At 75.4% G+C, this 22,234-nt stretch carries 19 protein-coding genes and 2 pseudogenes; 12 read left to right on the top strand and 9 right to left on the bottom strand.

The window, feature by feature from the left end; translation table 11 throughout:
- Nucleotides 1–62: 62 nt before the first annotated feature.
- Nucleotides 63–2,198, bottom strand: coding sequence for an RNA polymerase recycling motor ATPase HelR (helR, locus tag Sya03_RS00495; RefSeq protein ID WP_203936081.1), 2,136 nt, complete (start codon nt 2,196–2,198; stop codon nt 63–65).
- Between the two features lie 215 nt (nt 2,199–2,413).
- Between helR and Sya03_RS00490 the strand changes: the two genes are divergently transcribed.
- The 3 genes from Sya03_RS00490 to Sya03_RS00480 all read left to right on the top strand — a co-directional run bounded on the left by Sya03_RS00490 (nt 2,414) and on the right by Sya03_RS00480 (nt 5,744).
- A complete protein-coding gene (locus Sya03_RS00490) occupies nt 2,414–4,651 on the top strand; it encodes an intein-containing Rv2578c family radical SAM protein (protein WP_203936080.1) in 2,238 nt (745 codons plus the stop codon).
- Between the two features lie 21 nt (nt 4,652–4,672).
- Entirely contained in the window at nt 4,673–5,080 is a 408-nt protein-coding gene (locus tag Sya03_RS00485) for a CoA-binding protein (protein WP_203936079.1), read from the top strand.
- 160 nt (nt 5,081–5,240) lie between these two features.
- A complete protein-coding gene (locus Sya03_RS00480) occupies nt 5,241–5,744 on the top strand; it encodes a DUF4190 domain-containing protein (protein ID WP_203936078.1) in 504 nt (167 codons plus the stop codon).
- Between the two features lie 66 nt (nt 5,745–5,810).
- Here Sya03_RS00480 and Sya03_RS00475 read toward each other — a convergent pair whose 3' ends face one another.
- Complete coding sequence (locus Sya03_RS00475) at nt 5,811–6,686, bottom strand: SDR family NAD(P)-dependent oxidoreductase (protein ID WP_203936077.1); 876 nt, start codon at nt 6,684–6,686, stop codon at nt 5,811–5,813.
- Nucleotides 6,687–7,301: 615 nt separating this feature from the next.
- Here Sya03_RS00475 and Sya03_RS00470 point away from each other — a divergent pair.
- Nucleotides 7,302–7,874, top strand: coding sequence for a DUF4190 domain-containing protein (locus Sya03_RS00470; RefSeq protein WP_203936076.1), 573 nt, complete (start codon nt 7,302–7,304; stop codon nt 7,872–7,874).
- A 332-nt stretch (nt 7,875–8,206) separates the two neighbouring features.
- Here the strand turns inward: Sya03_RS00470 and Sya03_RS00465 are convergent, their stop codons facing one another.
- Nucleotides 8,207–8,704 carry a hypothetical protein gene (locus tag Sya03_RS00465; protein WP_203936075.1) on the bottom strand — a complete coding sequence of 166 codons (498 nt, stop codon included), beginning with the start codon at nt 8,702–8,704 and terminating at the stop codon, nt 8,207–8,209.
- A 64-nt stretch (nt 8,705–8,768) separates the two neighbouring features.
- Nucleotides 8,769–9,467, bottom strand: coding sequence for an HAD family hydrolase (locus tag Sya03_RS00460; protein WP_203936074.1), 699 nt, complete (start codon nt 9,465–9,467; stop codon nt 8,769–8,771).
- Between the two features lie 99 nt (nt 9,468–9,566).
- Between Sya03_RS00460 and Sya03_RS00455 the strand changes: the two are divergent.
- Together Sya03_RS00455 and Sya03_RS00450 are read left to right on the top strand one after the other, a co-directional pair.
- Nucleotides 9,567–10,529: pseudogene (locus Sya03_RS00455) on the top strand (DMT family transporter); the annotation flags it as partial.
- Between the two features lie 282 nt (nt 10,530–10,811).
- Nucleotides 10,812–11,306: a hypothetical protein gene (locus Sya03_RS00450; RefSeq protein ID WP_203936072.1), complete on the top strand. Its 495-nt coding sequence runs from the start codon at nt 10,812–10,814 to the stop codon at nt 11,304–11,306.
- A gap of 49 nt (nt 11,307–11,355) precedes the next feature.
- On the opposite strand, the gene Sya03_RS00445 is transcribed toward Sya03_RS00450, so the two are convergent.
- A complete protein-coding gene (locus Sya03_RS00445) occupies nt 11,356–12,228 on the bottom strand; it encodes a PhzF family phenazine biosynthesis protein (protein ID WP_203936071.1) in 873 nt (290 codons plus the stop codon).
- Nucleotides 12,229–12,264: 36 nt separating this feature from the next.
- Between Sya03_RS00445 and Sya03_RS00440 the strand changes: the two genes are divergently transcribed.
- The 3 genes from Sya03_RS00440 to Sya03_RS00430 all read left to right on the top strand — a co-directional run bounded on the left by Sya03_RS00440 (nt 12,265) and on the right by Sya03_RS00430 (nt 15,325).
- Nucleotides 12,265–13,509 (top strand): magnesium transporter MgtE N-terminal domain-containing protein, encoded by a 1,245-nt coding sequence (locus tag Sya03_RS00440; protein WP_203936070.1) that lies wholly within the window; start codon nt 12,265–12,267, stop codon nt 13,507–13,509.
- The gene (locus Sya03_RS00435; protein WP_203936069.1) at nt 13,506–14,039 is read left to right on the top strand and encodes a DUF1003 domain-containing protein; all 534 of its coding nucleotides are present in this window, start codon (nt 13,506–13,508) and stop codon (nt 14,037–14,039) included. Before Sya03_RS00440 ends, Sya03_RS00435 begins: the two co-directional genes overlap by 4 nt.
- 134 nt (nt 14,040–14,173) lie before the next feature.
- A complete protein-coding gene (locus Sya03_RS00430; RefSeq protein ID WP_203936068.1) occupies nt 14,174–15,325 on the top strand; it encodes an Mrp/NBP35 family ATP-binding protein in 1,152 nt (383 codons plus the stop codon).
- Nucleotides 15,326–15,352: 27 nt separating this feature from the next.
- Here Sya03_RS00430 and Sya03_RS31805 read toward each other — a convergent pair whose 3' ends face one another.
- Together Sya03_RS31805 and Sya03_RS00420 are read right to left on the bottom strand one after the other, a co-directional pair.
- A complete protein-coding gene (locus Sya03_RS31805) occupies nt 15,353–15,874 on the bottom strand; it encodes a twin-arginine translocase TatA/TatE family subunit (RefSeq protein WP_203936067.1) in 522 nt (173 codons plus the stop codon).
- Nucleotides 15,875–15,943: 69 nt separating this feature from the next.
- Nucleotides 15,944–17,203 (bottom strand): annotated as a pseudogene (locus Sya03_RS00420) (S1C family serine protease); the annotation flags it as partial.
- A 616-nt stretch (nt 17,204–17,819) separates the two neighbouring features.
- Between Sya03_RS00420 and Sya03_RS00415 the strand changes: the two are divergent.
- On the top strand, nt 17,820–18,524 hold the full coding sequence (locus Sya03_RS00415; RefSeq protein WP_203936066.1) for an O-methyltransferase: 705 nt from the start codon (nt 17,820–17,822) through the stop codon (nt 18,522–18,524).
- On the opposite strand, the gene Sya03_RS00410 is transcribed toward Sya03_RS00415, so the two are convergent.
- Both Sya03_RS00410 and Sya03_RS00405 read right to left on the bottom strand, forming a co-directional pair.
- Nucleotides 18,514–19,908, bottom strand: coding sequence for a leucyl aminopeptidase family protein (locus Sya03_RS00410; protein ID WP_370872131.1), 1,395 nt, complete (start codon nt 19,906–19,908; stop codon nt 18,514–18,516). The two genes, Sya03_RS00415 and Sya03_RS00410, sit on opposite strands and share 11 nt — an antisense overlap.
- A 135-nt stretch (nt 19,909–20,043) precedes the next feature.
- Nucleotides 20,044–20,211 carry a DUF3117 domain-containing protein gene (locus Sya03_RS00405; protein WP_203936065.1) on the bottom strand — a complete coding sequence of 56 codons (168 nt, stop codon included), beginning with the start codon at nt 20,209–20,211 and terminating at the stop codon, nt 20,044–20,046.
- Nucleotides 20,212–20,436: 225 nt separating this feature from the next.
- On the opposite strand from Sya03_RS00405, the gene Sya03_RS00400 reads away from it, so the two are divergent.
- Entirely contained in the window at nt 20,437–21,255 is an 819-nt protein-coding gene (locus Sya03_RS00400) for a PaaX family transcriptional regulator (RefSeq protein ID WP_203936064.1), read from the top strand.
- A 133-nt stretch (nt 21,256–21,388) separates the two neighbouring features.
- Nucleotides 21,389–22,180, top strand: coding sequence for an enoyl-CoA hydratase-related protein (locus Sya03_RS00395; protein WP_203936063.1), 792 nt, complete (start codon nt 21,389–21,391; stop codon nt 22,178–22,180).
- Nucleotides 22,181–22,234: the final 54 nt, after the last annotated feature.

Raw genomic sequence — 22,234 nt, 5'->3', positions numbered from 1 at the left:
TCACCACCCGCACGAAGGCGCCAGGGATTACCGGTCCCGGCGCCTTCGGCGTCTGGGCGGGCCTAGGCGCCGCTGAGGACGACCAGCCGCCCGGTCGCCCGGGTCATCGCGACGTAGCGGTCGACGGCGCCCTCGATGCCCGTGCCGAACGACTCCGGGTCGACCAGCACGACCAGGTCGAACTCGAGGCCCTTCGACAGCTCCGGCGTCAGCGAGCGGACGCGCGGCGTCGCCGTGAAGGACGGGTCGCCGATGACGCAGGCGGTGCCCTCGGCGTGGGCGGCGAGCCAGTCGTCGAGGACCGCGGGCAGGTTTGCCCGGCGGCCGTGGGTGACCGGGACGCCGCTGCGGCGGATGGACGTCGGCACGTTGGCGTCCGGCAGCGCCGCCCGGATGACCGGCTCGGCCTCCGCCATGATCTCCGCCGGCGTGCGGTAGTTGATGCTCAGCGACGCCAGCCCGATCCGGTCCAGGCCGACGCGCTCCAGCCGCTCGCGCCACGACTCGGTGAAGCCGTGCCGGGCCTGCGCGCGGTCGCCGACGATCGTGAAGCTGCGGGACGGGCAGCGCAGCAGCAGCATCTGCCACTCCGCGTCGGTCAGCTCCTGGGCCTCGTCCACGACGATGTGCGCGAACGGCCCGGCGAGCAGGTCCGGGTCGGCGGTGCTCAGGGCCGCCCCGCCGGCCAGGACGTCCCGCAGGTCCGGCTGGCGCAGCATCGTCATCAGGCCCTCGCCGTCGTCGTGCACGGCGGACGCGATCAGGTCGTCGACGACGCTGTCCATGCGGGCGCGCTCGGCGGCGGCCGTGGCGTCGTTGCGGCGCCGGCGGCGGGAGGCCTCCGGGTCGCCGAGCCGCTGCCGGGCCGCGTCCAGGAAGGGCAGGTCGGACACCGTCCAGGCCCGCGGGTCCGCGCGCCGCAGCCGCCGCAGGTCGTCCGGGCCCAGCCCGGGGGCGCATTTGCGCAGGTACGCGGGCACCGTCCACAGGTCGCCGACGACGTCGGCCGCCTCGAGCAGCGGCCACGCCCGGTTGAACGCGGCGAGCAGGTCCCGGCTGCGGGCCAGCTCGCGCCGGTCGCCGTCGTACCGGTCGCTCAGGATCGTGAGCAGTTCCTCCCAGACCGTGTCGCGCGCCTCGTTGTGCGGGGTGCCCGGGTCGGGCGCCTCGAACGCCTCGGCCCAGTCCGCCGCGGTCACCCGGACCTCGGCCCAGTCGGTGGCGACCGTCATGGTCCCGGTGGGCGGGTCCTCGTAGAACCGCACGGCCGCCTCGACGACGCGCGCCACGTCGGCGGACGCCTTCAGCCGGGCCGCCTCCGGGTCGGGCTCGGCCCCGGCGGCGGCGCCCTCGGCGACGAGGTCGCGCAGGGTGCAGGTCTGCACGTCGTCCTCGCCCAGGCTGGGCAGCACGTCGGAGACGTAGGCCAGGTACGGCTGGTGCGGGCCCACGAACAGCACGCCGCCGCGGCGGTGCCCGAGGCGGGGGTCGGAGTACAGCAGGTACGCGGTGCGGTGCAGCGCGACGACCGTCTTGCCGGTGCCCGGCCCGCCGTCGACGACCAGGGCGCCCTGGGAGCCCGCGCGGACGATGGCGTCCTGGTCGGCCTGGATGGTGCCCAGCACGTCGCGCATCCGCCCCGACCGGCTGCCGCCGAGGCTGGCGATGAACGCGGACTGGTCGTCGAGCGCGGCGTGGCCCTCGAAGCCGTCGGCGGTGAACACCTCGTCCCAGTAGTCGGTGATCCGGCCTCGCGTCCACCGGTACCGGCGGCGGCTGGCCAACCCCATCGGGTTGGCGTGGGTGCCGCCGAAGAACGGCTCGGCGGCGGGCGAGCGCCAGTCGACCAGCAGGCGGCGGCCGCCGTCGTCGGTGAGGCCGAGCCGCCCCACGTACACGGGCTCGCCGCCGTCCGCGCCGACCATGCGGCCCAGGCACAGGTCGAGGCTGAACCGGCGCAGCGCGCGCAGGCGGGACGTCAGCCGGCGCACCTCGTCGTCCCGGTCCACCGCCTGCCGGCCCTTGCCGCCGGGTGCGCGGCGCGCCGCGTCGAGGCGGTCGGACAGGTCCGCGGTCACCCGTTCGAGGCTGTCCGCGATGGCCGCGAAGTGCCGCTCGTCGACGTCGATCAGCGCCGGGTCGGCCTTCGCGGCGAGGCGCTCCGGGAGGTCGAACGCGCCGGCGATCAGGGGATTCACGTCATCAGCTCCATTGCCGTTTTCGCAGGTCACGGGCCTACGGACGACGATTCTGCGGCACGGGGTGGGTCTTGCCACAAGCCCCGGGGTGTGATATACGTTGAAGTTGGCGAGGAGTCCGTGACGTCACCCCGGACCGGATCGCCCATCCCCCGCACACACCGCTCGCGTGTTCCGCTTGCCACCGCAGTCGAACGTGTGTTCGAATTCTCGGCATGCGATGGGCGCACCTGTCGGCTCCCCCCGACGCGACCACCCCGGACGCAGCGCCGGCGGCACCACCCCTGCCGCTGGCGCTGCCCGGGGCGACGGTCCGCACGTTCGACACCCCCGGCTTCGCCGGCATGACGTTCTACGAGGTGCAGGCCAAGTCGATCATCAACCGGGTGCCGGGCGCGTCCCGCGTGCCGTTCGAATGGACGATCAACCCCTACCGCGGCTGCTCGCACGCCTGCTCGTACTGCCTGGCCGGCGACACCCCGATCCTGCTCGCCGACGGCACCCACCGGCCCCTGGCCGACCTGCGCCCCGGCGACGCCGTCTACGGCACGGTCGGCGTCGGCACCGACCGCCGCTACGTGCCCACGACCGTCCTCGACCACTGGTCCACCACGAAGCCCGCCTGGCGGGTCACCCTCGCCGACGGCACCCGGCTGGTCGCCAGCGCCGAGCACCGGTTCCTCACCGCCCGCGGCTGGCGCCACGTCGGCCCCGGCGCCGACCGCCCCCACCTGGCCGCCGGCGACGTCCTGCTGGGCCCCGGCGGCGGCTTCGCCGACCCGCCGAAGGAGGACACCGACTACCGCGCCGGCTACGTCTACGGCCTGGTCCGCGGCGACGCCGCCCTGGTCCGCCGCCGCCGGCACCTCCCGGGTACGCCGGCGGGGGCTCCGCCCGATCGGCGGGCCCCGGCGGACACAGCATCCGGTCGCGGCCCGCGCGCCGCCGCCGGCCCGCCGTGGCCGCTCCCGCAGGCCTGCCGCCCACACCCCGGCCGTCCGGCCGCCTCCGCCGCCGCACCGGCGCCGGCGGTCCCGGACCGTTCGGCGGGCGGCGCACGGACCGGCCGCGCCGCACCCCCTCACGACGCGGCCGGTCCCGCCCGATCCCGTCCTTCGGCCTCCTCCGCCGACCCCTGGGCCCGGGCCGACGACTACCTCAAGGACCTGCACCTGCCCCGCGCGCTGCAGCTGCCCGCCGTCCCGACCGAGAGCTTCGACCGCGGGCTGATCGCCGGCCTGCACGCGGCGGCCGGACGGCTCGACGGGCTCACGGTGCGGTTCGCGAGCCAGAGCGAGGAGCTGCTCGCGCTGGCCGCCGGGGCGCTGGCGCGGCTCGGGTTCGCGGCGCGCGAGGTGCGGCCCCGGCCGTTCGGCAGCCTGCCCACCCTGGAGGCCGGCGGCACGCTCGCCGAGGCGCTGCGGCTCTGGCACGTCACCGGCATGGACGGCGGCGCCCCGGAGGCGACCGGGCTGGCCGTCGAGGGCGCCGCCGGCTCGGCCGTGGTCGCGGTCGAGCCGCTCGGGCTCGACATGCCGCTCTACGACATCACCACCGGCACCGGCGACTTCGTGGCCGACGGGGTGGTGAGCCACAACTGCTTCGCCCGCAACACGCACACCTATCTGGACCTCGACGCCGGCCACGACTTCGACTCCAAGGTGGTCGTCAAGGTCAACGCGGGCGAGCTGGTGCGCCGCGAACTCGCCGCACCACGGTGGCAGGGGCAGCACATCGCGATGGGCACCAACGTCGACTGTTACCAGCGGGCCGAGGGCCGCTACCGGCTGATGCCGCAGATCATCGCGGCGCTGCGCGACTTCGCCAACCCGTTCTCCATCCTCACCAAGGGCACGCTGATCCTGCGCGACCTGCCGCTGCTGCGCCAGGCGGCCGAGGTCACGACGGTGGGGCTGTCCATGTCGATCGGTTTCGTCGACGAGCAGCACTGGCGCGACGTCGAGCCGGGCACCCCCAGCCCGCGGCGGCGCCTCGACGCGGTGCGGGCGCTCACCGACGCCGGCTTCGAGGTCGGCGTGCTGATGGCGCCGATCCTGCCCGGGCTCACCGACACCGATGAGTCCATCGAGGAGACCGTCGCCGCGATCGCCGCCGCGGGCGCCGCCAGCCTGTCGCCGTTGCCGCTGCACCTGCGGCCGGGCGCCCGGGAGTGGTACGCGCGGTGGCTGGGTCGCACCCACCCCGAGCTGGTGCCGCGCTACCGGGAGCTGTTCGGCCGCGGGTCGTACCTGCCGCAGGCGTACCAGCGGGAGATCACCGCGCGGGTCCGGCGGGCCGCCCGGCGGCACGGGCTGCACCGCGCCGAGCCCGGCGAGGCCCGCAGCCTGCCCGACGCCGGCACCGCCTACGGCCACCCGGGCGCGCCGGCGGAGCAGACCGGGCCGGGCGCCGTGGCCGCGAACTCGGCGGCGCAACAGCTGACCCTGCTGTGAGCGCCGTCGTAGGGTCGAGGCATGAGAGACGCGCAGCAGATCCTGGCCGACGCGGCCGTCATCGCGGTGGTCGGGGCGTCCCGGGAGGAGTGGAAGCCGTCGCACTCCGTGCCGCTGCAGATGATGCGGTACGGCTGGCGGATCATCCCGGTCAACCCGTTCGTCGACGAGCTGTTCGGCGTGCGCTGCTTCCCGTCGCTGGCCGACATCGGCGAACCCGTCGACCTGGTGGACGTGTTCCGGCCGGCCCGCGACGCCGTCGAGGTGGTGCGGCAGGCCGTCGAGATCGGGGCGCCCGCCGTGTGGCTGCAGTCCGGCATCGTGTCCGCCGAGGCGCGTGAGATCGCCACCGCCGCCGGCATCGACTACGTCGAGGACCGGTGCCTGGCCGTCGAGCGGGCCGTCGGCGGGCTGACCCGGGTCGGATAGCCGACGGTTGATCACAACTCGGCCACCGGCGGCTGCGTAACGCGCGCTTTGCGGGCTTTGGGCGTCGCTCGCACGTGCTTGGCCTCAGCAAACACCGTGTGGAGGTCCCCGGGAAGTCGGCCGGGTCTTGTACGGTGCCGGGGGAACTAGGAGGAATGACATGACGTATCCGCCGCCGGGCGGCTCGCCGGACCCTTACCAGCCGCAGCAGCCCTACGGTCAGCAGCCGTACGGCCAGCAGCCCACCTCTGGCGCGCCGGACCCGTACCAGTACTCGGACCCGTACGGTACGGGCGCCCCGTCCAGCGGCCAGCCGTACGGCGCGACCCCGTCGAGCGGCCAGCCGTACGGCGCCACGCCGTCCAGCGGCCAGCCGTACGCCCAGCCCGGCTACGGCACGCCCGGCTACGGCGCGCCGTACAACCCGACCACCAACGTGATGGCGATCCTGGCGCTGGTGTTCGCGTTCGTGTTCGCGCCGGTCGCGATCGTGCTCGGGCACATGGCCAAGAAGCAGATCCGCGAGCGCGGCGAGCAGGGCGAGGGCCTCGCCACCGCCGGCCTGGTGCTCGGCTACATCTTCACCGGCATCATGGCGCTCGTCTGCGTCTTCTACATCGTGGTCATCGTCGCGGCCGTCGGCAGCAGCGGCTCCAGCTACTGATCAACCCGTACCACGGAGACGGGCCGGCGCCAGCGCGCCGGCCCGCCGCCGTTGTCGGGGTGATCGTCAGCGGAACTGGGCCTCGCGGACGCTGTTGCCGCCGTCGACCACCAGCATCTGACCAGTGATGTACGAGGCGGCCGGCGAGCACAGGAACGCGATCGCCGCGGCGACCTCGTCCGGGGCGCCCGGGCGGCCGATCGGGGTGCCGAGGCCCTGCTTCAGCTCGGTCACCGTCGACGCCGCCGTGTAGATCGTGCCCGGCGCGACCGCGTTCACCGTGACGCCGTCCGCGACCAGCTCCATCGCCAGCGCCCGGGTCAGGCCCAGCACACCGGCCTTCGCCGCCGCGTACGCCGCCTCCGTCGGCAGCGCGTTCACCGGGCCGGCCGTGGCCGACAGGTTCACGATGCGGCCCCAGCCCGACTCCGCCATGCCGCCCACGAACGCGCGGCTGCACAGGAACGCGGTGCTCAGGTTGCGGTCGATCTCGGCGCGCCACTCGTCGTAGGTCAGCTGCGCGACCGGGCGCAGCACCTCCGGGCTCGTGCGGCTCGCCAGGCCCGCGTTGTTGACGAGCACCTGCACGTCACCCAGCGAGTCGGCGATCGCGTCGGCCAGCGCCCCCACCTCGGCCTCGTCGGTGAGGTCCGCGACGAAACCCGTGGCGCCCAGCTCGGCGGCCCGGTCGTGGATGCGCCGCGTCGTCGACACGATCGCCACCCGCGCGCCGAGCGCCACGAGCCGCCGCGCCGTCGCGTACCCGATGCCGTCCGGGCTGCCCGCCCCCGTCACCAGGGCGACGCGACCGTCGAGGCGGGAGGTGACGAGCGCCTCGTCGAGGGCGGCATCGGGCACGTCGGCCCCGCCCGGCACATCGAGGGAGGCGCCGGCCGCCGGGGCGGTGCGCTGCGGGTCATCGGGTGGGGCGTCGAATCCCATGCGCGAATCCTGCCTGCTCCCGCGACCCGGGGCAAACATCGTGCACGGGTGGCGCACCAACGGTGCGCCCCGCGAGGGGCGGCGGGGTGTCGCACGGGACGGATACCCTGGCGGGGCGCCGCAGGCCGGGGCGCCCTGAGCGACCACGGAGCCCCGATGACCGACCCCCGCGACCCCGCCCCACCGCCGGACCCGACGGCCGCGCCGCCACCCTCGCCGTGGTCCCGCCCGGCTGCCGACCCGACGTCCGCGGCGCCGTCGAGCAGCGGCGCGGCGGAGGGCTTCGGGGTGGCGCCGTCGATCGGCACACCGTCGAACATCGGCTCGCCGTCGTCGCTGAGCGGCGGGTCCGCGGCCCGGGCCGAGTCGTCGCCGCACGACCGGTCGGAGGCCGGGTCGGGGGCCGGATCTGAGGATCGCAACCCCGAGTCGTCGCCGGGTGACCGGTCGGCGGCAGGGTCGGGAACCGGATCCGCGGAGCGCGCCGCGTCGTCGCCTGCCGGCGATTCCGCGCCCCGGTCGTCCCTCGGCGAATCCGCCGCTTCTGCTCAGGGGCCTTCGTCCCACGGTGATCCCGCGGGCGGCGCCGGGTCGTCGGCCGGCTCGGGAGCGGACATGCCCCCGCAGGGCTGGACGCCGCCTCCCGGCGGCGTCGGCGCGCCGCAGGACCCCTACGCCGTCCCCACCGGCGAGGCCGGCGCGCCGGCCTACGCCCAGCAGGGCCAGATCTTCACCGGCTACGACCCGGCGAAGGGCTACGCCGCCTACGAGGCGCCGCAGTCCTACCCGCCGTACGCGTACGCGCCGGCCTACCCGCAGAGCGGCTGGGCCCAACCGGCCGCCCAGCCGTACGCCTACCCGTACCCGCCGGTCTACGGCTACGGGTACGGCGCACCGCAGCCGCGCACCAACGGCTTCGCGACCGCCTCGATGGTCACGTCGATCAGCGCGCTGGGGCTGATGCTCTGCTCGTACGGGCTCACGGGCGTCATCGGCGTCATCGGGGCGGTGCTCGGGCACGTGGCGCGGCGGCAGATCCGCGAGCGCGGCGAGGGCGGCGCGGGCATGGCGACGGCCGGGATCATCATGGGGTGGATCGGGTTCGGGATCTCGCTTCTCGTGGGCGGGCTGCTCGTGCTCGCGATCACGAGCGGCGCCTTCGACGACTCCGAGCCCTACACGACCTGACGCGGCGGCGCCCCGGTCAAGGGGAGAGAGCCTGAAGCGGACCCCGCCCCGGCGCTGACGCCGGAAGCGGGGTCTCGCGCAGGTTGTCCACCACCGGCGGGGATCGCCCGGCCACGAAGACCCACGCGGGGATCGCCCGACCACGAGGACACCGTGGGAGCCGGCTTTAGGCGCGACGCCCGCCGCAGATATTCTCCCCAACCCGCAAGGCTCGATGCGGAGGCTCACCCCAGCCGCGAGACCTGAGACGCAGACCGCAGCCAGCCGCCAGGGCCGCCTCGCCTCGGTCACGGGGGCGCCCCGAAGGCCGGCGGCGGAGCCGCGGCCTTCCGTTACTTGCGGCGGCGTACCCGATGGAGGCGGAAGGGGCGGCGGGCCGGGACCCGGGCCGGGGTTTCGCGTGGCGGCTCGGCCGCGGCGTCGTCCGGCAGGTCGCGGCCGGTGGTGCCGGCGCCGTCGGCGGGGGTGAGGGCCGCGACCAGGCAGCCGTCGGCCTGCCAGCGGGCGACGAGGGTTTCCGCCGTGCCGCTGGCGTTGAGGCGTTTGGCGGCGAGTTGGGGGGTGACCGTGTCCCACTCCTCCGTGCCGGGGGTGAGGGGGCGGACGGTCGCCGGGCAGTCGACGATGCGGCCGCCGTGGTCGCCGCGCAGCGTCAGGGTGGCCTCGGTGGCGCCGGCCAGGTCCGGGGCGGTCTGTTCGCCGGGGCCGGCGACCACGTAAAGGGAGCCGTCGTGCGGCATGCACCACAGGGCGTACGCGGGGCCGCCGGCGACGGAGACCCACACCACCGCCGCCTTCTTGATGGCCTCGGCCACCACCGGATGCGTCATGTCGCCATTCTCGCGCGCCCGGCGGCCCCCGCGACAGCCACCCGCCGGGGCCGGCCGGGGGCGGTCAGGCGGGGACGGGGACGCGGTCCAGCATGGCGAGGACCTCGGTCAGCGACGTGATGCTCGGGCCGGTGAAGCGGGCGTCCGGGTCGAAGACGAGGTGGTCGGCCAGGTCGGGGGCGGCCAGGCGGACGGCGGTCATGCCGACCTCCTCGGCGCCGCTGAGTTCCTGGCTGCCGCCGTCGCCCACGTACAGGCACTCCTCCGGGGCGACGCCGAGCTCGGCGCAGGCGGTCAAGTAGATCATCGGGTCGGGCTTGCAGCGGCCGACCTCGACGGAGAAGACGCGGGCGTCGAGCAGCGGGGCGATGGGCAGCTCGGGCAGGAACGCCGGCAGCTCGTGGGTGCAGTCGCTGATCACCGCGGTGCGCAGGCCGCGGGCGCGCAGCGCGCGGAGGGTGGACTCGGCGTCGGGACGCAGGCGGGTGTCGGCGCGCAGGGCGTCGACGCGGGCGGACAGGGCGGAGCGGAGGCGCGTGTCACACGGGTTGCCGCCGGCCTGCTCGCTGACCCAGCGCAGGGTAGCTTCGGCGGAGCCGAACAGGCCGCGGGCGCGGGCCCGGAACGACCTGTCGAGCACCCCCACGACGACGTCGGGGTCGCAGCCCAGACCGCGGGCGATATCCGCATGTAACGGTCCACGCTGGACACTTTGCGTAAGCGTCCCGAAGAAGTCGAACAGGGTCGCTCGGTATGTGGGCACAGCAATCAGTCTCCCGACTGGTTGAGGGGTAAATCGGGCGCAGGATGTTCGCCAGCGTAACGAGCCCTTCACTTTCCGTTCCACTCCGCGAGGCAAACCATGCTGCAGGGAGTGTGCAAGAAGGGACCCAAGCGGATGAACCCGCGTCCATCACCCGGCGTGCCGGCCATCGCCGCCGTCACCGTAGCCGTGGTCGCGGTGTCGTCGTCCGGGCCCCTCATCGCGTACGCGGCCGCTCCGGCCCTGGCCATCGCGTTCTGGCGCAACGCCCTGGCCGCCGCCGCGCTCACCCCCGTGACATTGATCACCAAACGCGGCGAGGTGCGTTCCGCCGGGCGGCGGCCGCTGGTGTTCTGCGTGCTCGCGGGCCTGGCGCTGGCCGCGCACTTCGGCACCTGGATGCCGGCGGTGCAGCTCAGCACCGTCGCCACCGCCACCGCCCTCGTCGCCACGCAGCCCGTCTGGCAGGGGCTCATCGCGCTCGCCCAGGGACGGCGGCTGCCCACGCTGGCCTGGATCGGCATCACGATCGCGGTGGCCGGCGCGGCCATCGCCACCGGCGCCGACTTCGGGCTGTCCGCCCGGGCCGTCGCCGGGGACGGGCTGGCGCTGCTCGGCGGCCTGTTCGCGGCGATCTACACGGCCCTCGGCGAGCAGGCGCGCACCAGACTCAGCACGGTCACGTACACGTCGGTCTGCTACGGGGTGTGCGCGCTCACGCTGCTGGTGGTCTGCCTCGTCGGCGGCGTCGACCTCGCCGGGTACGACGGGCGCACCTGGCTCGCCATCCTCGGCCTGGTCGCGGGCGCGCAGCTGCTCGGGCACTCGATGTTCAACTACGCCATCGCCCGCATCTCGGCGACCACGATCAGCGTGCTGATCCTGCTGGAGGTGCCCGCGGCGGCCCTGCTGGCCTGGGTGTGGCTGGGGCAGGCGCCCCGCACCGCCGCGCTGCCCGGGCTGGCGCTGCTGCTGGTCGGCGTCGGCACCGTCGTGCTGGGCACGGCCCGCCACGCGGCCCGGCCGGCGGCGCCGGAACTGGTCGGCGAGCCGGTCGAGCCGGTCGAACCGGCCGCCCTGGACGAACGACCCGGGCCCGGCGGGCGACCCGGGCCCGGAATGCGGCCCGGGTCCGGCGTGCGGCCCGACCCCGGCGGGCGGGAGGCGCCGGCGGAGCAGGGAGCGCGCGACCCCGACGGCCCGCGGCGGGCGGCGGGCGAGCCGCGCTGACGGTGGCGGCGGCGGGCCGCGCCGACGGGTGGCGGCGGCGGGCCGGGCTGACGGTGGCGGCGGCGGGCCGGGCTGACGGTGGCGCCGTGGGCCGTCCCGGGGTGGGATGGGGCGATGGAGTGGACGACGCCCGGGTGCGCGCTCAGCCGGCACCCGCACACCGAGGCCGGCATGCCCGTCACCCCGCCGGACCTCGCCGCCGTGATCGCCGCGATCGACGAGGCCGGCGGCCGCGACTTCGCCGCCGCGTACGCCGGGGTCGAGGTCGACCAGGCGGGGGTGCGGGCGATCGTGCACCGGGTCCCCGCGGCGGACTTCGACGCCGCCGTGCGCGGCCTCACCCCGGCCGGGGTGTGCGTCGTCGTGCGCGACGCCGCCCACTCCCGCGCGACCCTCGCCGCGCTGCAGGAGCGGATCACCGCCGACCTCGCGGAGTGGGAGGGGCGCGGTGTGCGGATCGAGACGGTCGGGGCGCGGCACGACGGGTCCGGCGTCGAGGTGGGTGCGCGGGACCCGGAGCGGGCCCGCGCCGAGCTGGCCGCGCGGTACGGGGCGGACGCCCCGATCGTCGTGGTCCGCAGCGGCCCGGTGGTGCCGCTGCCGGGCTAGCCCACGAACGGCGGCACGGCGATCGCGCCGCCGGCCGCCCGTCCCCCGGCTAGCCCACGAACGGCGGCACGGCGATCTCGCCGCGCGCCACCGGCTGCACGTGGCCGGCGACGGTGGCGGTGGTCGCGAAGCCCGCCGACGCCCGTACGGTGCAGTCCAGCACCGAGGGCCGCCGCAGCTCGACGCCCTGCCGCACCGTGTACGCCGAGCTGCCGTCGCCGGGCAGCCAGCCCGCCGCGACCAGCCACACCCCGAGGCCGAGGGCCGCCGAGCCGGTGGCCGGGTCCTCCGCGACCGCCACGCCCGGGCAGAAGACGCGCGCGTGCGCGGTGCGCGCCGTCTCGTCCCAGGAGAAGACGCTGATCTGCGACACCCCTAGCCGCGCCGCCACCGCCGGGTCCGCGGCGGCCCTGCTCACAGCCTCGGGTACGACGGGCAGGTACACGAACTCCAGGCCGCACCCCGCCCGCTGGGGCGGCGCCCCGCCGAAGTCTGCGCCGGACAGGCCCACCATGGCCAGCAGCGGCCCCGGGTCGAGCAGCCCGCCGAGGGTCGGCATCCCGCCGGTGAGGGTGGCCCGGCCCGCCTCGGTCACGTCGATGGGCAGCAGGCCCGCGCCGCACTCCTGGGTCACCGTCCCGGCCGCGAACAGGCCGCGGCGCAGGCTCGTCACGGCCGCGCCGACGCTGGGGTGCCCGGCGAACGGCAGCTCGACCTCGGGGGTGAAGATCCGGGCCCGGTACGTCGCCCCGGCGTCGGCGGGCGGGAGCACGAAGACCGTCTCGGACAGGTTGAACTCGCGCGCCAGGGCGTGCAGCTGGTCGGTGCCCAGGCCGTCGGCGCCGTAGACGACCGCGAGGGGGTTGCCGGCGAACGGGCGGTCGGTGAAGACGTCGACGATCTCGTACTCGAGGGTGGACATGCCCCTGAATCTAGAGCGTCGCCTACTGTAAGTGGCGTGACCGTCGCGACCCGGGTGTACGTGGCCCGCCTGGCCGGACTCGCCGCCCTGGACCCCAACGGTGACCAGGTGGGGCGGGTGCGGGACGCCGTCGTGCGGCTGCGCACCACCAACCGGCCGCCGCAGATCGTGGGCCTGGTCGCCGAGATGCCCCTGCGCCGCCGGATCTTCCTGCCGATCGGCCGGGTGACCAGCTTCGACCCGGAGGCGGTCATGCTGGCGACGGGCACGCTCAACCTGCGCCGGTTCGAGAAGCGGGCGAACGAGCTGCTGGTGCTGCACGACCTGCTGGACCGCCGGGTGGAGGTCGACGGGCGACCGGGCACCGTGGTCGACCTGGCGATGGAGCAGAGCCGCAACGGCGAGTGGCTGGTCAGCCGGGTCGCGGTCCGCGAGCACACCGGGCGCCTCACCCGCCGCGGCCACCTGCTCCAGGTCGAGTACGAGCGGGTGCGCGGCCTCATCGGCCCCACCGACACGCAGGGCACGGCGAGCCTGCTGGCGGTGTTCGACCGGATGCGCCCCGCCGACATGGCCAACGCCCTGCAGGACCTGCCCGACGCCCGCCGCAACGAGGTGGCCGCCGCGCTGGACGACGAGCGCCTCGCCGACGTCCTGGGCGAGCTGCCCGAGCACGACCAGGTGGAGATCCTGGCCGGGCTCGACCGGGAGCGCGCCGCGGACGTCCTGGAGGAGATGGACCCGGACGACGCCGCCGACCTGCTCGCCGAGCTGCCGAAGCCGGAGCAGGACGTGCTGCTCGACCTGATGCAGCCCGACGAGGCCGACCCGGTGCGGCAGCTGATGAAGTACCAGCGCGGCACCGCCGGCTCGGTGATGACCTCGGAGCCGGTCATCCTGACCCCGGACGCGACGGTGGCTGAGGCGCTGGCCCGCATCCGGGAGCCGCAGCTGTCGCCGGTGGTGGCGGCGCAGGTGTTCGTGGCGCGCGCGCCGATGGCCACGCCGACGGGTAAGTACCTCGGCATGGTCCACTTCCAGCGCCTGCTGCGCGAGCCGCCGTCGTCGCAGCTCGGGCACATCGTCGACAACGACCTCGACCCGCTGCACGAGAACACCACGCTGACCGAGATCACCCGCCGGATGGCGACGTACGACCTGGTCGCGATGCCGGTGGTCGACTCGGCGAACCGGCTCGTCGGCGCGGTCACCGTCGACGACGTGCTCGACCACTCGCTGCCCGAGGACTGGCGCGACCGCGACGCGGACGACGCCGCGTGAGCGACCTGCGGCGTGAGGCGCCCGCTCGGCTCGACCAGCCGCGCGAGCCCGGGCGCATCCGGCTGCCCCGGTTCGACCCGGAGGCCTTCGGGCGCTGGTCGGAGGGCATCGCCCGGTACATGGGCACGGCGAAGTTCATCTTCTGGATGACCGTGGTGATCGCCGCCTGGTTCCTGTGGAACACGCTGGCGCCGCGCGACCTGCGCTTCGACCCGTACACGTTCACGTTCCTGACCCTGATGCTGTCGCTGCAGGCGTCGTACGCGGCGCCGCTGATCCTGCTCGCCCAGAACCGCCAGGCCGACCGCGACCGGGTGACGATGGAGGAGGACCGGCGGCGGGCGCAGGCGCAGAAGGCCGACACCGAGTACCTGGCCCGGGAGATCGCGTCGCTGCGCATCGCCATGGGCGAGGTGGCGACCCGGGACTTCCTGCGCTCGGAGCTGGCCCGGCTCGCCGAGGAGCTGGACGAGGCGGCGCACCGCCGGCACAAGCAGCTGGAGCTCATCCACCGGGACGAGAAAGAGTGAAGCCGCGCGTCCCAAGGGGCTGGACGCGCGGCACGCTGCCCTCGATGGTCCCAGACGATCTGGACATCGTCCAGTCCGAATAGGTCAGCACGGGGCAATTCGGGCGGGCTTCGCGGCGACGTAGAGTTGACCTCATGTCAGCGCCCACCAGCACGCCGACGATGGAGGACGCCATCCGCGCGGCCCTCGCCACCGTCGACGACCCCGAGATCCGCCGCCCCATCACCGACCTCGGGATGGTCAAGGGCTTCACCATCACCGCCGGCCGCGTCCGCGTCGAGCTGCTGCTCACCGTCGCCGGCTGCCCGCTGAAGGACAAGCTGACCACCGACATCACCGCCGCCGTCACGGCCGTCCCCGGCATCGACGCCGTCGAGATCGACTTCGGCGTCATGAGCGCCGAGCAGCGCCAGTCGCTGCAGGCCAGCCTCCGCGGCGGCGGCCAGGCCGCGGAGCCCGTCATCCCGTTCGCGCAGCCCGGCTCCCGCACCCGGGTGTACGCGGTGGCCAGCGGCAAGGGCGGCGTCGGCAAGTCCAGCGTCACCGTCAACCTGGCGGCGTCGCTCGCCCGGCGCGGCCTCAGCGTGGGCGTCGTCGACGCCGACATCTACGGCCACTCGGTGCCGCGCATGCTCGGCGCCGACGGCCGCCCCACCCGCGTCGAGGACATGATCATGCCGCCGCAGTCGCACGGCGTGAAGGTCATCTCGATCGGCATGTTCACCGCCGGCAACGCCGCCGTGGTGTGGCGCGGCCCGATGCTGCACCGCGCCCTGCAGCAGTTCCTCGCCGACGTCTACTGGGGCGACCTGGACGTGCTGCTGCTCGACCTGCCCCCGGGCACCGGCGACGTCGCGATCTCGCTGGCCCAGCTGCTGCCGAACGCGGAGATCCTCGTGGTCACCACCCCGCAGCAGGCCGCCGCCGAGGTGGCCGAGCGGGCCGGCGCCATCGCCCTGCAGACGCACCAGCGCATCGTCGGCGTCGTCGAGAACATGTCCTGGCTCGAACTGCCCGACGGCTCCCGCATGGAGGTCTTCGGCTCCGGCGGCGGCGCCACGGTCGCCGAGTCGCTGTCCACCCTGGTCGGGGCCCCCGTGCCGCTGCTGGGCCAGATCCCGCTCGACACCCGGGTGCGCGAGGCCGGCGACGCCGGCAACCCGGTCGTGCTGGCCGCGCCCGAGGCGCCGGCCGCCAAGGCCCTCGACGCGGTCGCGGACCGGCTGGCCGTGCGGCGCGAGTCGCTGGTCGGCAAGCCGCTCAACCTGCGCCCCGTCGGGCGCTGACCCAGGCGCGTCCGGCCTCGGCGCGGCTCAGGTCGCGTCGAGGTCGAAGCCGTGCGCGGCGGGGGCCGGGGCGGGCGCGGCACCGCCGTTGACCGACGCGGTGCCGGCGGCCGTCGCACCGGCGGTCGCGGCGCCGTTCGCCGAGCCGTTCGCGCTGCCGTTCGCCGTCGCGCCGGTGGACTCCTGGCCGCGCCGGCCGGCGTGGCGGACGTCCTCGATGTCGTCGCGGACGCTGCCGAACTCGCCCTTCACGCCGTTCAGGTCGCTCTTGACGTCCTCGTAGAGGCCCTGGAGCGGCTTGCGGATCGCCTGCTCCTCCTCCTCGCTGAGGATGTGCTTGCGGATGAACGCCTTCGGGTGCAGGTCTTCCAGCTTGATGTCCGTGCCCAGCTCGCGGCTGAGGTCGGCGGTGGCGTTGGTGGCCATGTTGCGCAGGTTGCGCATCATCCGGAGGCCGTCGGCGATCACCTTCGGCAGCTTGTCGCCGAAGATCAGCAACGCCGCGATGAGCAGCGCGGCGATCTCCCACCAGTTCAGGTTCTGGAACACCGGGCGCCTCCTCTCCCCGGGGCAAGACTACGCACGGCGGGCCGGTCGCGGCAGACGCGGTCGATCACGTCACTTGGCGTCCGCCGCCAGGGTCACCGATGTTCGCTCGGCGGCCGTGCCCCGTCGGTACTCGACGGCCACCACCGCGCCCGGCGGGTACTTGCGGACCAGCGCGATCAGGTCGGTGCCCTCCTCCAGCACCCGCCCGTCGATGCGGGTCACGACGTCGCCGGACTTCAGGCCCGCGGTCGCCGCCGGGCCGCCCGCCTGCACGGACTGCAGCCGGACGCCGCCACCCGGGTTGCGGGTCGTCTGGTTCCCCACCTGGGCGCCGAACACGGTGCGGCGCGCCTTGCCGGTGTCGATGATCTCCTTCGCCACCCGCTCGGCCTGGTTGATCGGGATGGCGAACGCGAGGCCGATGTTGCCCGCCTCCTCGCTGTCGGCCGACAGCGAGCGGATCACCGAGTTGACGCCGATGACCCGGCCCGCGCCGTCGACCAGCGGGCCGCCGGAGTTGCCCTGGTTGACGGCGGCGTCGGTCTGGATGGCCGCGTAGTAGCGCACCTGGCCGCCCGGCTCGCCCGCCTGGATCGTGCGGTCGAGGGCGCTGACGATGCCCGCCGTGACGGTGTTCGCCAGGGCCAGCGGCGAGCCGATCGCCAGCACCGGGTCGCCGACCGCGATCTGGTCCGAGTCGCCCAGCTCCACCGGCTTCAGCCCGGTCTTCGACACCTTGATGACGGCGACGTCCGACTCCGGGTCGTGCCCGACGATCGCCGCCGACGCGGTCGAGCCGTCGCTGAACGACACCGAGGCCGCCCCGCTGGCGCCCTCCACGACGTGGTCGTTGGTCACGACGTATCCCTCGGCGCTGACGACGAAGCCGGAGCCCACCGCGCCGCCCACCCGGACGGTCACGACGCTCGGCAGCACCCGCTCCGCCACCCCCGCCAGCGAGTCCGGCGGGCGCTGCGCCAGGTCCGGGCCCTCCTGCGGCGGCGCCCCGAGCGACGCGCCGCCGCCGAGGCCGCCGCGCAGCGCGAACACGTACCCCAGGGTGCCGCCGAGGCCGCCCGCGAGCAGCGCGGTCAGCAGGCAGACGAGCAGGACGGGGGTCATGCCGCGGCGCTGCACCCGGTCCGGGTCCTCGACCGGCTCGGGGGCCGCCCCGGCGGGCGCGGACGGTGCGGGCACCACGACGGCGGACGGCGCGTACGGGTCGCGCCACGGGTCGGCGAGCGCGTCGGACCACCACGGCGAGTCGTCCTGCGCCGCCGACGCGGGCCGGGCCTGCGCGGGCGTGCCGTAGGCCGGCGGGCCCCAGGGGGCGCCGGGCGGCGGGCCGAACGCGGCGGGGCCGGGCTGCGCGGCCTGGCCGTGGACCGCCGCGCCGGGCGGCCCGTACGGGGCCGGGCGGCCGTACGCCGGGACGCGGGGGTCGGTGGGCTGGGTCCAGGCGGGCGGGGCCGACGGCACGGCGCCGAACGGCGGCGGCCCGGGGTGCGGCTCGAAGGGCGGCGGCGAGGCAGCGTACGGCTCGGTGGGCGGCGGGAGCTGGGGCTGCGCGAAGTCCGGCACGGCGGCCGACGGCTCACCCAGCCCGCGGACACCGGTGCCGGCGGTGTCGGTGGGCTCGGCCGCGTACGACGGCCACGTGGACGGGGAGTCGGCGACCTCGGCGCCCGCGGTCGGCGCCGGGCCGGCGGCGGGCTCGGGCGGCTGGGGACGCGCCGGGTCAGCCGGCGGTCGAGGCTGTTGCCAGTTCCAGCCGTCGGTCACAGTCGCCCTGCCTCCACTCGGTCGAACGGAGCCGCCCCCGCGCTCCACTCCCAGAATGACACGGATCGCTCGGCGCGACCGCCGCAGCCGCCCACCAGGGTCACCCCCGGCACGCTCGGGGTGCAGGCCGGTGGAAGTCACCCGACACCGGACCCTAGGCTCAATGTCTGCGCGAACCGGTCAGGCATGCTCGCGCGCACCCGAGGAGGACGTCATCGCCACCGTCGCCCGCACGTTCGGCGCGCACCCGGCGCCGTCGACAGGGTTCACCGAGTCGTACGTACCCGAGGACCTCGTCCTGCAGACGGCGCGCAGCCTCGCCGCGGAGGTGGGGCTGGGCGCGGTGTCGCCCGGCGCGGGGGCGCTGCTGCGCCTGCTGGCCGCCGTCGGCCCGGCGAAGGCCGTGGTCGAGATCGGCACCGGCACCGGCGTGAGCGGGGTGTGGCTGCTGCGCGGCATGCGCCCCGACGGCGTGCTCACGACGATCGACGTGGAGAACGAGCACCAGCGGGTGGCCCGGCGCATCTTCCTGGAGGCGGGGTTCGCGCCGTCGCGGACGCGGATCATCACGGGCCGCGCCCTCGACGTCCTGCCGCGGCTGGCCGACGGCGTCTACGACCTGGTGTTCGTCGACGCCGACGCCACCGAGTCGGGCGCGTGCGCCGACGCCGCCCTGCGGCTGCTGCGGCCCGGCGGGGTGCTGGCGGTGAACGGGGCGCTGGCGGGCGGCCGCATCGCCGACCCGGCGGCCCGCGACGTGGCGACCGTGACGGTGCGCCAGATGGTCACGGCTGTGCGGGAGTCGGACGAGTGGATCGAAGCGCTGGTGCCGGCCGGCGAGGGCCTGCTGGTCGCCGTCAAGCGATAGCGCTCAGCCAGCGCACCAGCGTGCGCACGCCCCACCCGGTGGCGCCCTTGGTCAGCTCGCCGTCGGCGGCGTCCGCCCACGACGGGGCCGACATGTCCAGGTGCGCCCACTGGGCGGTGTCGCCGACGAACTCGCGCAGGTACAGCGCCGCCACCACCGAGCCGGCGCCCTGGGCGGGGGCGCTGAACCGGTCCGCGATGTCGCTGCGCAGGTACGGCACGTAGTCCTCCGGCAGCGGCATCCGCCACACCTGCTCGCCGGCGGCCGCGGCGGCGCCCTCGAGCGCGGCGGCCAACTCGTCGTCCTGGCTGTACAGGGCGGCGGTGCGCTTGCCGAGCGCCACCGCGTTCGCGCCGGTCAGGGTGGCCAGGTCGACGATGACGTCCGGGTCGAGCCGGGCCGCCGCGTAGCCGAGCGCGTCGGCGAGCACGAGCCGGCCCTCGGCGTCGGTGTTGGTGGACTCGCTGGTCGTGCCGTCGAAGTGGGTGATGACGTCGCCGGGGCGCATCGCCGCGCCGCTGACCGCGTTCTCCGCCAGCGGCAGCAGCGTCGTGACGCGCACCGGCAGGCGCAGGTCCGCCGCGGCCAGGGTGGCGGCGGCCACCGCGGCGGCGCCGCCCATGTCCTTGCGCATCAGCGTCATCGCCGCCACCGGCTTGATCGAGATGCCGCCCGTGTCGAACGTGATGCCCTTGCCGACCAGCACAACGTGGGTGGTGGCGTTGGCCGGCGACCAGCTCAGCTCGACCAGGCGCGGCGGGCTGACCGAGCCGCCGCCGACGGCCAGGATGCCGCCGAACCCGGCCAGCTCGTCGCCCGCCAGCACCCGCGCGGTGAGCCCGGGACGCCCCGCCGCCTCGGCCGCGAACCGCCCGGCCAGCCACTCCGGGTTCTTCACCGACGACGGCATGTTGACCCAGTCGCGGGCCAGGGCGGTCGCGGCGGCGGTGGCGCGCGCCTCGGCCAGGCCCGCCTCCGGGGCGCCGACGAGCAGGATCTCCGCCGGGTTGGTGTCGTCGCCGTACGGCTGCGCCGGGTCGTCGGCGTCGCCGGGCGCGCGGAAGGCGTACCCGGCCAGCCAGGCCGCCTCGGCGAACGCCCGTACCCCATCGGGGTGCAGATCGTGCGCGGCGACCCGCAGCGCCTCGCCGGCCCGGGCCGCCGCGGTGATCGCGGCCCCCGCGGCCCGCCAGCCGGCGGCGTCGCCGGCGCCCACCCCGGCCAGCAGCACCCGCGCCGGGGTGCGCAGCGGCCGCGGCAGCACCTGGACGGCGCCGGGACGGCCCGGGTCGTCGGCGTCGCGCAACAGCTCGGCGGCCTCGGCCAGGACGTCCTGCGGGGCGCGCGCGGCGAGGTCGCCGCCGGCCCCCACGGGCAGGACCAGGGTGCCGTCGCCGGGATCGCCGGGGACGGACCGGATCGCGAACGAGCGCACTGCCTTCAGCTGCCTTCCGCCGACCTGCACCGGGCATGGAAGACCCGCCGGCCCGGCGCACCGGACCGGCGGGTCTGCGAGCGTCTAGCCCGCGGTGGCCTTCAGCGCGTCGCCGAGCGCGCTGGCCTCGTCGGGAGTCATCTCGACGACAAGCCGGCCACCGCCCTCCAGCGGAACCCGCATGACGATCCCGCGGCCCTCCTTGGTGACCTCCAGCGGACCGTCGCCCGTCCGCGGCTTCATCGCCGCCATGTTGTCTCCCCTCAGACCTACGTCAGGGTCGGTAGGTGTGCCTCACAACTTCACCGCCGTGCACAGCCCACGGCGCCGGTGCTTACCATCGGAGCGGGCCCGACCGCCGAGACGGCCGGGCCGATCAAACATTTTCCCTGATGAACACCGCTGGACCCAAACCGAGACCGGTGCGGTGTGACAGCGTCTAGCATAGTGGGTTTTTGACTGTCACAATGTGCGGTCATGCAGGCACGGTCGGCCCTCTTCGACCTGTACGGCGACTACCTGCGCCCACGCGGCGGCAGGGCCCCCGTCGCCGCCCTGGTCCGGCTGCTCGCACCGCTGGGCATCGCCCCACCCGCGGTGCGCACCGCCGTGTCCCGCATGGTGCGCCAGGGCTGGCTGCACCCCCTGCGCACGGTCGCCGGACCGGGCTACGCCCTCACCCCGAAGGCCGTCCGCCGCCTCGACGAGGCCGCCGGCCGCATCTACCGCACCGGCCGCCCCGCCTGGGACGGCAAGTTCGACCTCGTCCTCATCCGCACCCCGGTCACCCGCCGCGAGGGCCAGCGGCTCGCCGCCGGCCTGGCCTTCCTCGGGTACGGGATGCTCGACGAGCAGACCTGGGTCGCGCCCCGCAGCGCCGAGGACATCGACGCCGTCCTGGCCGAACACGGCCTGGAGTACGAGCGCTTCACCGCCGCCCACGCCGCCGGCACCCCGGGCGCGGCGGCGGTCGTCCGGCGGGCCTGGGACCTCGACGAGGTCGGCGCCGCCTACGAGCAGTTCGTCACCGACCAGCGCGCCCTCGTCGGCACCGTCACCGCGAAGAGCTCCGACGAGGACGCGTACTCGGTGCGGTTCCGGCTGGTCCACGCGTGGCGCACGTTCCTGTTCCGCGACCCGCAACTGCCGCCCAGCCTGCTGCCCGAACGCTGGCCGGGCACCACGGCCGCCGCGTTCTTCGACCGGCACGCGGCCCGGCTGCGCCCGGCCGCGGACCGGTACGTCACGGCCTGCCTGGACCACGCGGCCCGGCACCGACCGGCGGCCCGCCGCTGACGCGGCGCGCTCCCTCTCCCATGCCCCTTCGCGCTCCTGCGCCCTCCCTCATTGCCGCCGCGCGCCCGGCGGCCTCTCGCGCGCGCGGGCGTGTGAGACGCTGACTGATCAGCTGACGAAGGAGTGCCGCGCCGTGTCCGACCCGCTGCTCGTCGACCGCACCGACGCCGTCGTGACCCTCACCCTCAACCGGCCCGAGTCGATGAACTCGCTCGACATCCCGCTCAAGGAGGCGCTGCGCGACACCCTCGCCCAGCTGGAGACCGACCGCTCCTGCCGGGCCGTCGTGCTGACCGGCGCCGGGCGGGCGTTCTGCGTCGGGCAGGACCTGCGCGAGCACGCGCAGATCCTGGAGGCCGGCACGAGCGGCACGCTGGACACGGTGCGCGCCCACTTCAACCCGATCGCGCAGCGGCTCGCCAACCTGCCCAAGCCCGTCGTCGCCGCCGTCAACGGCACCGCGGCCGGCGCCGGCGCCGCCCTCGCGCTGCTCGCCGACTTCCGCATCGCCGGGCCGAAGACCAGCTTCCTCATGGCGTTCGCGAACGTGGGCCTCGCCGGCGACACCGGCATCTCGTGGTCGCTGCCCCGCCTCGTCGGCCACGCCCGCGCCGTCGAGCTGCTGATGCTGGCCGAGCCCCTGGCCGCCGCCCGCGCCCACGAGCTCGGCATGGTCAGCCGCCTCGTCGACGACGACGCCGCCGTCCTGCCCGCCGCCCAGGAACTCGCCGCCCGCCTCGCCGCCGGACCCACCGTCGCGTACGCCGCCATCAAGCGCGAACTGTCCATCGGCGACGCCGGCACCCTGTCCGACGCGCTCGCCGCCGAAGCCCAGGCGCAGGCCATCTGCGGCGCCACCGAGGACCACCGGGCCGCCGTCGCGTCGTTCGTCGCGAAGGAGAAACCCCAGTTCAGCGGCCGCTGACCCGCCGAACCGCCGACGATATGAGCTGAACGGGATACTCACCGACGCCGATAC

The sequence above is a fragment of the Spirilliplanes yamanashiensis genome (genome assembly GCF_016863475.1).
Taxonomy (GTDB): domain Bacteria; phylum Actinomycetota; class Actinomycetes; order Mycobacteriales; family Micromonosporaceae; genus Spirilliplanes; species Spirilliplanes yamanashiensis.
The sequence above is the reverse complement of the archived record's forward strand: the minus strand, read 5'-3'. Positions and strand labels throughout refer to the sequence as shown.

What these genes read in the sequence shown, in the direction of transcription:
- Sya03_RS00490 (WP_203936080.1), top strand. Translation starts at nt 2,414, where the DNA reads ATGCGATGGGCGCACCTGTCGGCTCCCCCCGACGCGACCACCCCGGAC.
- Sya03_RS00485 (WP_203936079.1), top strand. Translation starts at nt 4,673, where the DNA reads ATGAGAGACGCGCAGCAGATCCTGGCCGACGCGGCCGTCATCGCGGTG.
- Sya03_RS00480 (WP_203936078.1), top strand. Translation starts at nt 5,241, where the DNA reads ATGACGTATCCGCCGCCGGGCGGCTCGCCGGACCCTTACCAGCCGCAG.
- Sya03_RS00475 (WP_203936077.1), bottom strand. Translation starts at nt 6,686, where the DNA reads ATGGGATTCGACGCCCCACCCGATGACCCGCAGCGCACCGCCCCGGCG.
- Sya03_RS00470 (WP_203936076.1), top strand. Translation starts at nt 7,302, where the DNA reads ATGCCCCCGCAGGGCTGGACGCCGCCTCCCGGCGGCGTCGGCGCGCCG.
- Sya03_RS00465 (WP_203936075.1), bottom strand. Translation starts at nt 8,704, where the DNA reads ATGACGCATCCGGTGGTGGCCGAGGCCATCAAGAAGGCGGCGGTGGTG.
- Sya03_RS00450 (WP_203936072.1), top strand. Translation starts at nt 10,812, where the DNA reads ATGGAGTGGACGACGCCCGGGTGCGCGCTCAGCCGGCACCCGCACACC.
- Sya03_RS00445 (WP_203936071.1), bottom strand. Translation starts at nt 12,228, where the DNA reads ATGTCCACCCTCGAGTACGAGATCGTCGACGTCTTCACCGACCGCCCG.
- Sya03_RS00430 (WP_203936068.1), top strand. Translation starts at nt 14,174, where the DNA reads ATGTCAGCGCCCACCAGCACGCCGACGATGGAGGACGCCATCCGCGCG.
- Sya03_RS00415 (WP_203936066.1), top strand. Translation starts at nt 17,820, where the DNA reads ATGTCTGCGCGAACCGGTCAGGCATGCTCGCGCGCACCCGAGGAGGAC.
- Sya03_RS00405 (WP_203936065.1), bottom strand. Translation starts at nt 20,211, where the DNA reads ATGGCGGCGATGAAGCCGCGGACGGGCGACGGTCCGCTGGAGGTCACC.
- Sya03_RS00400 (WP_203936064.1), top strand. Translation starts at nt 20,437, where the DNA reads ATGCAGGCACGGTCGGCCCTCTTCGACCTGTACGGCGACTACCTGCGC.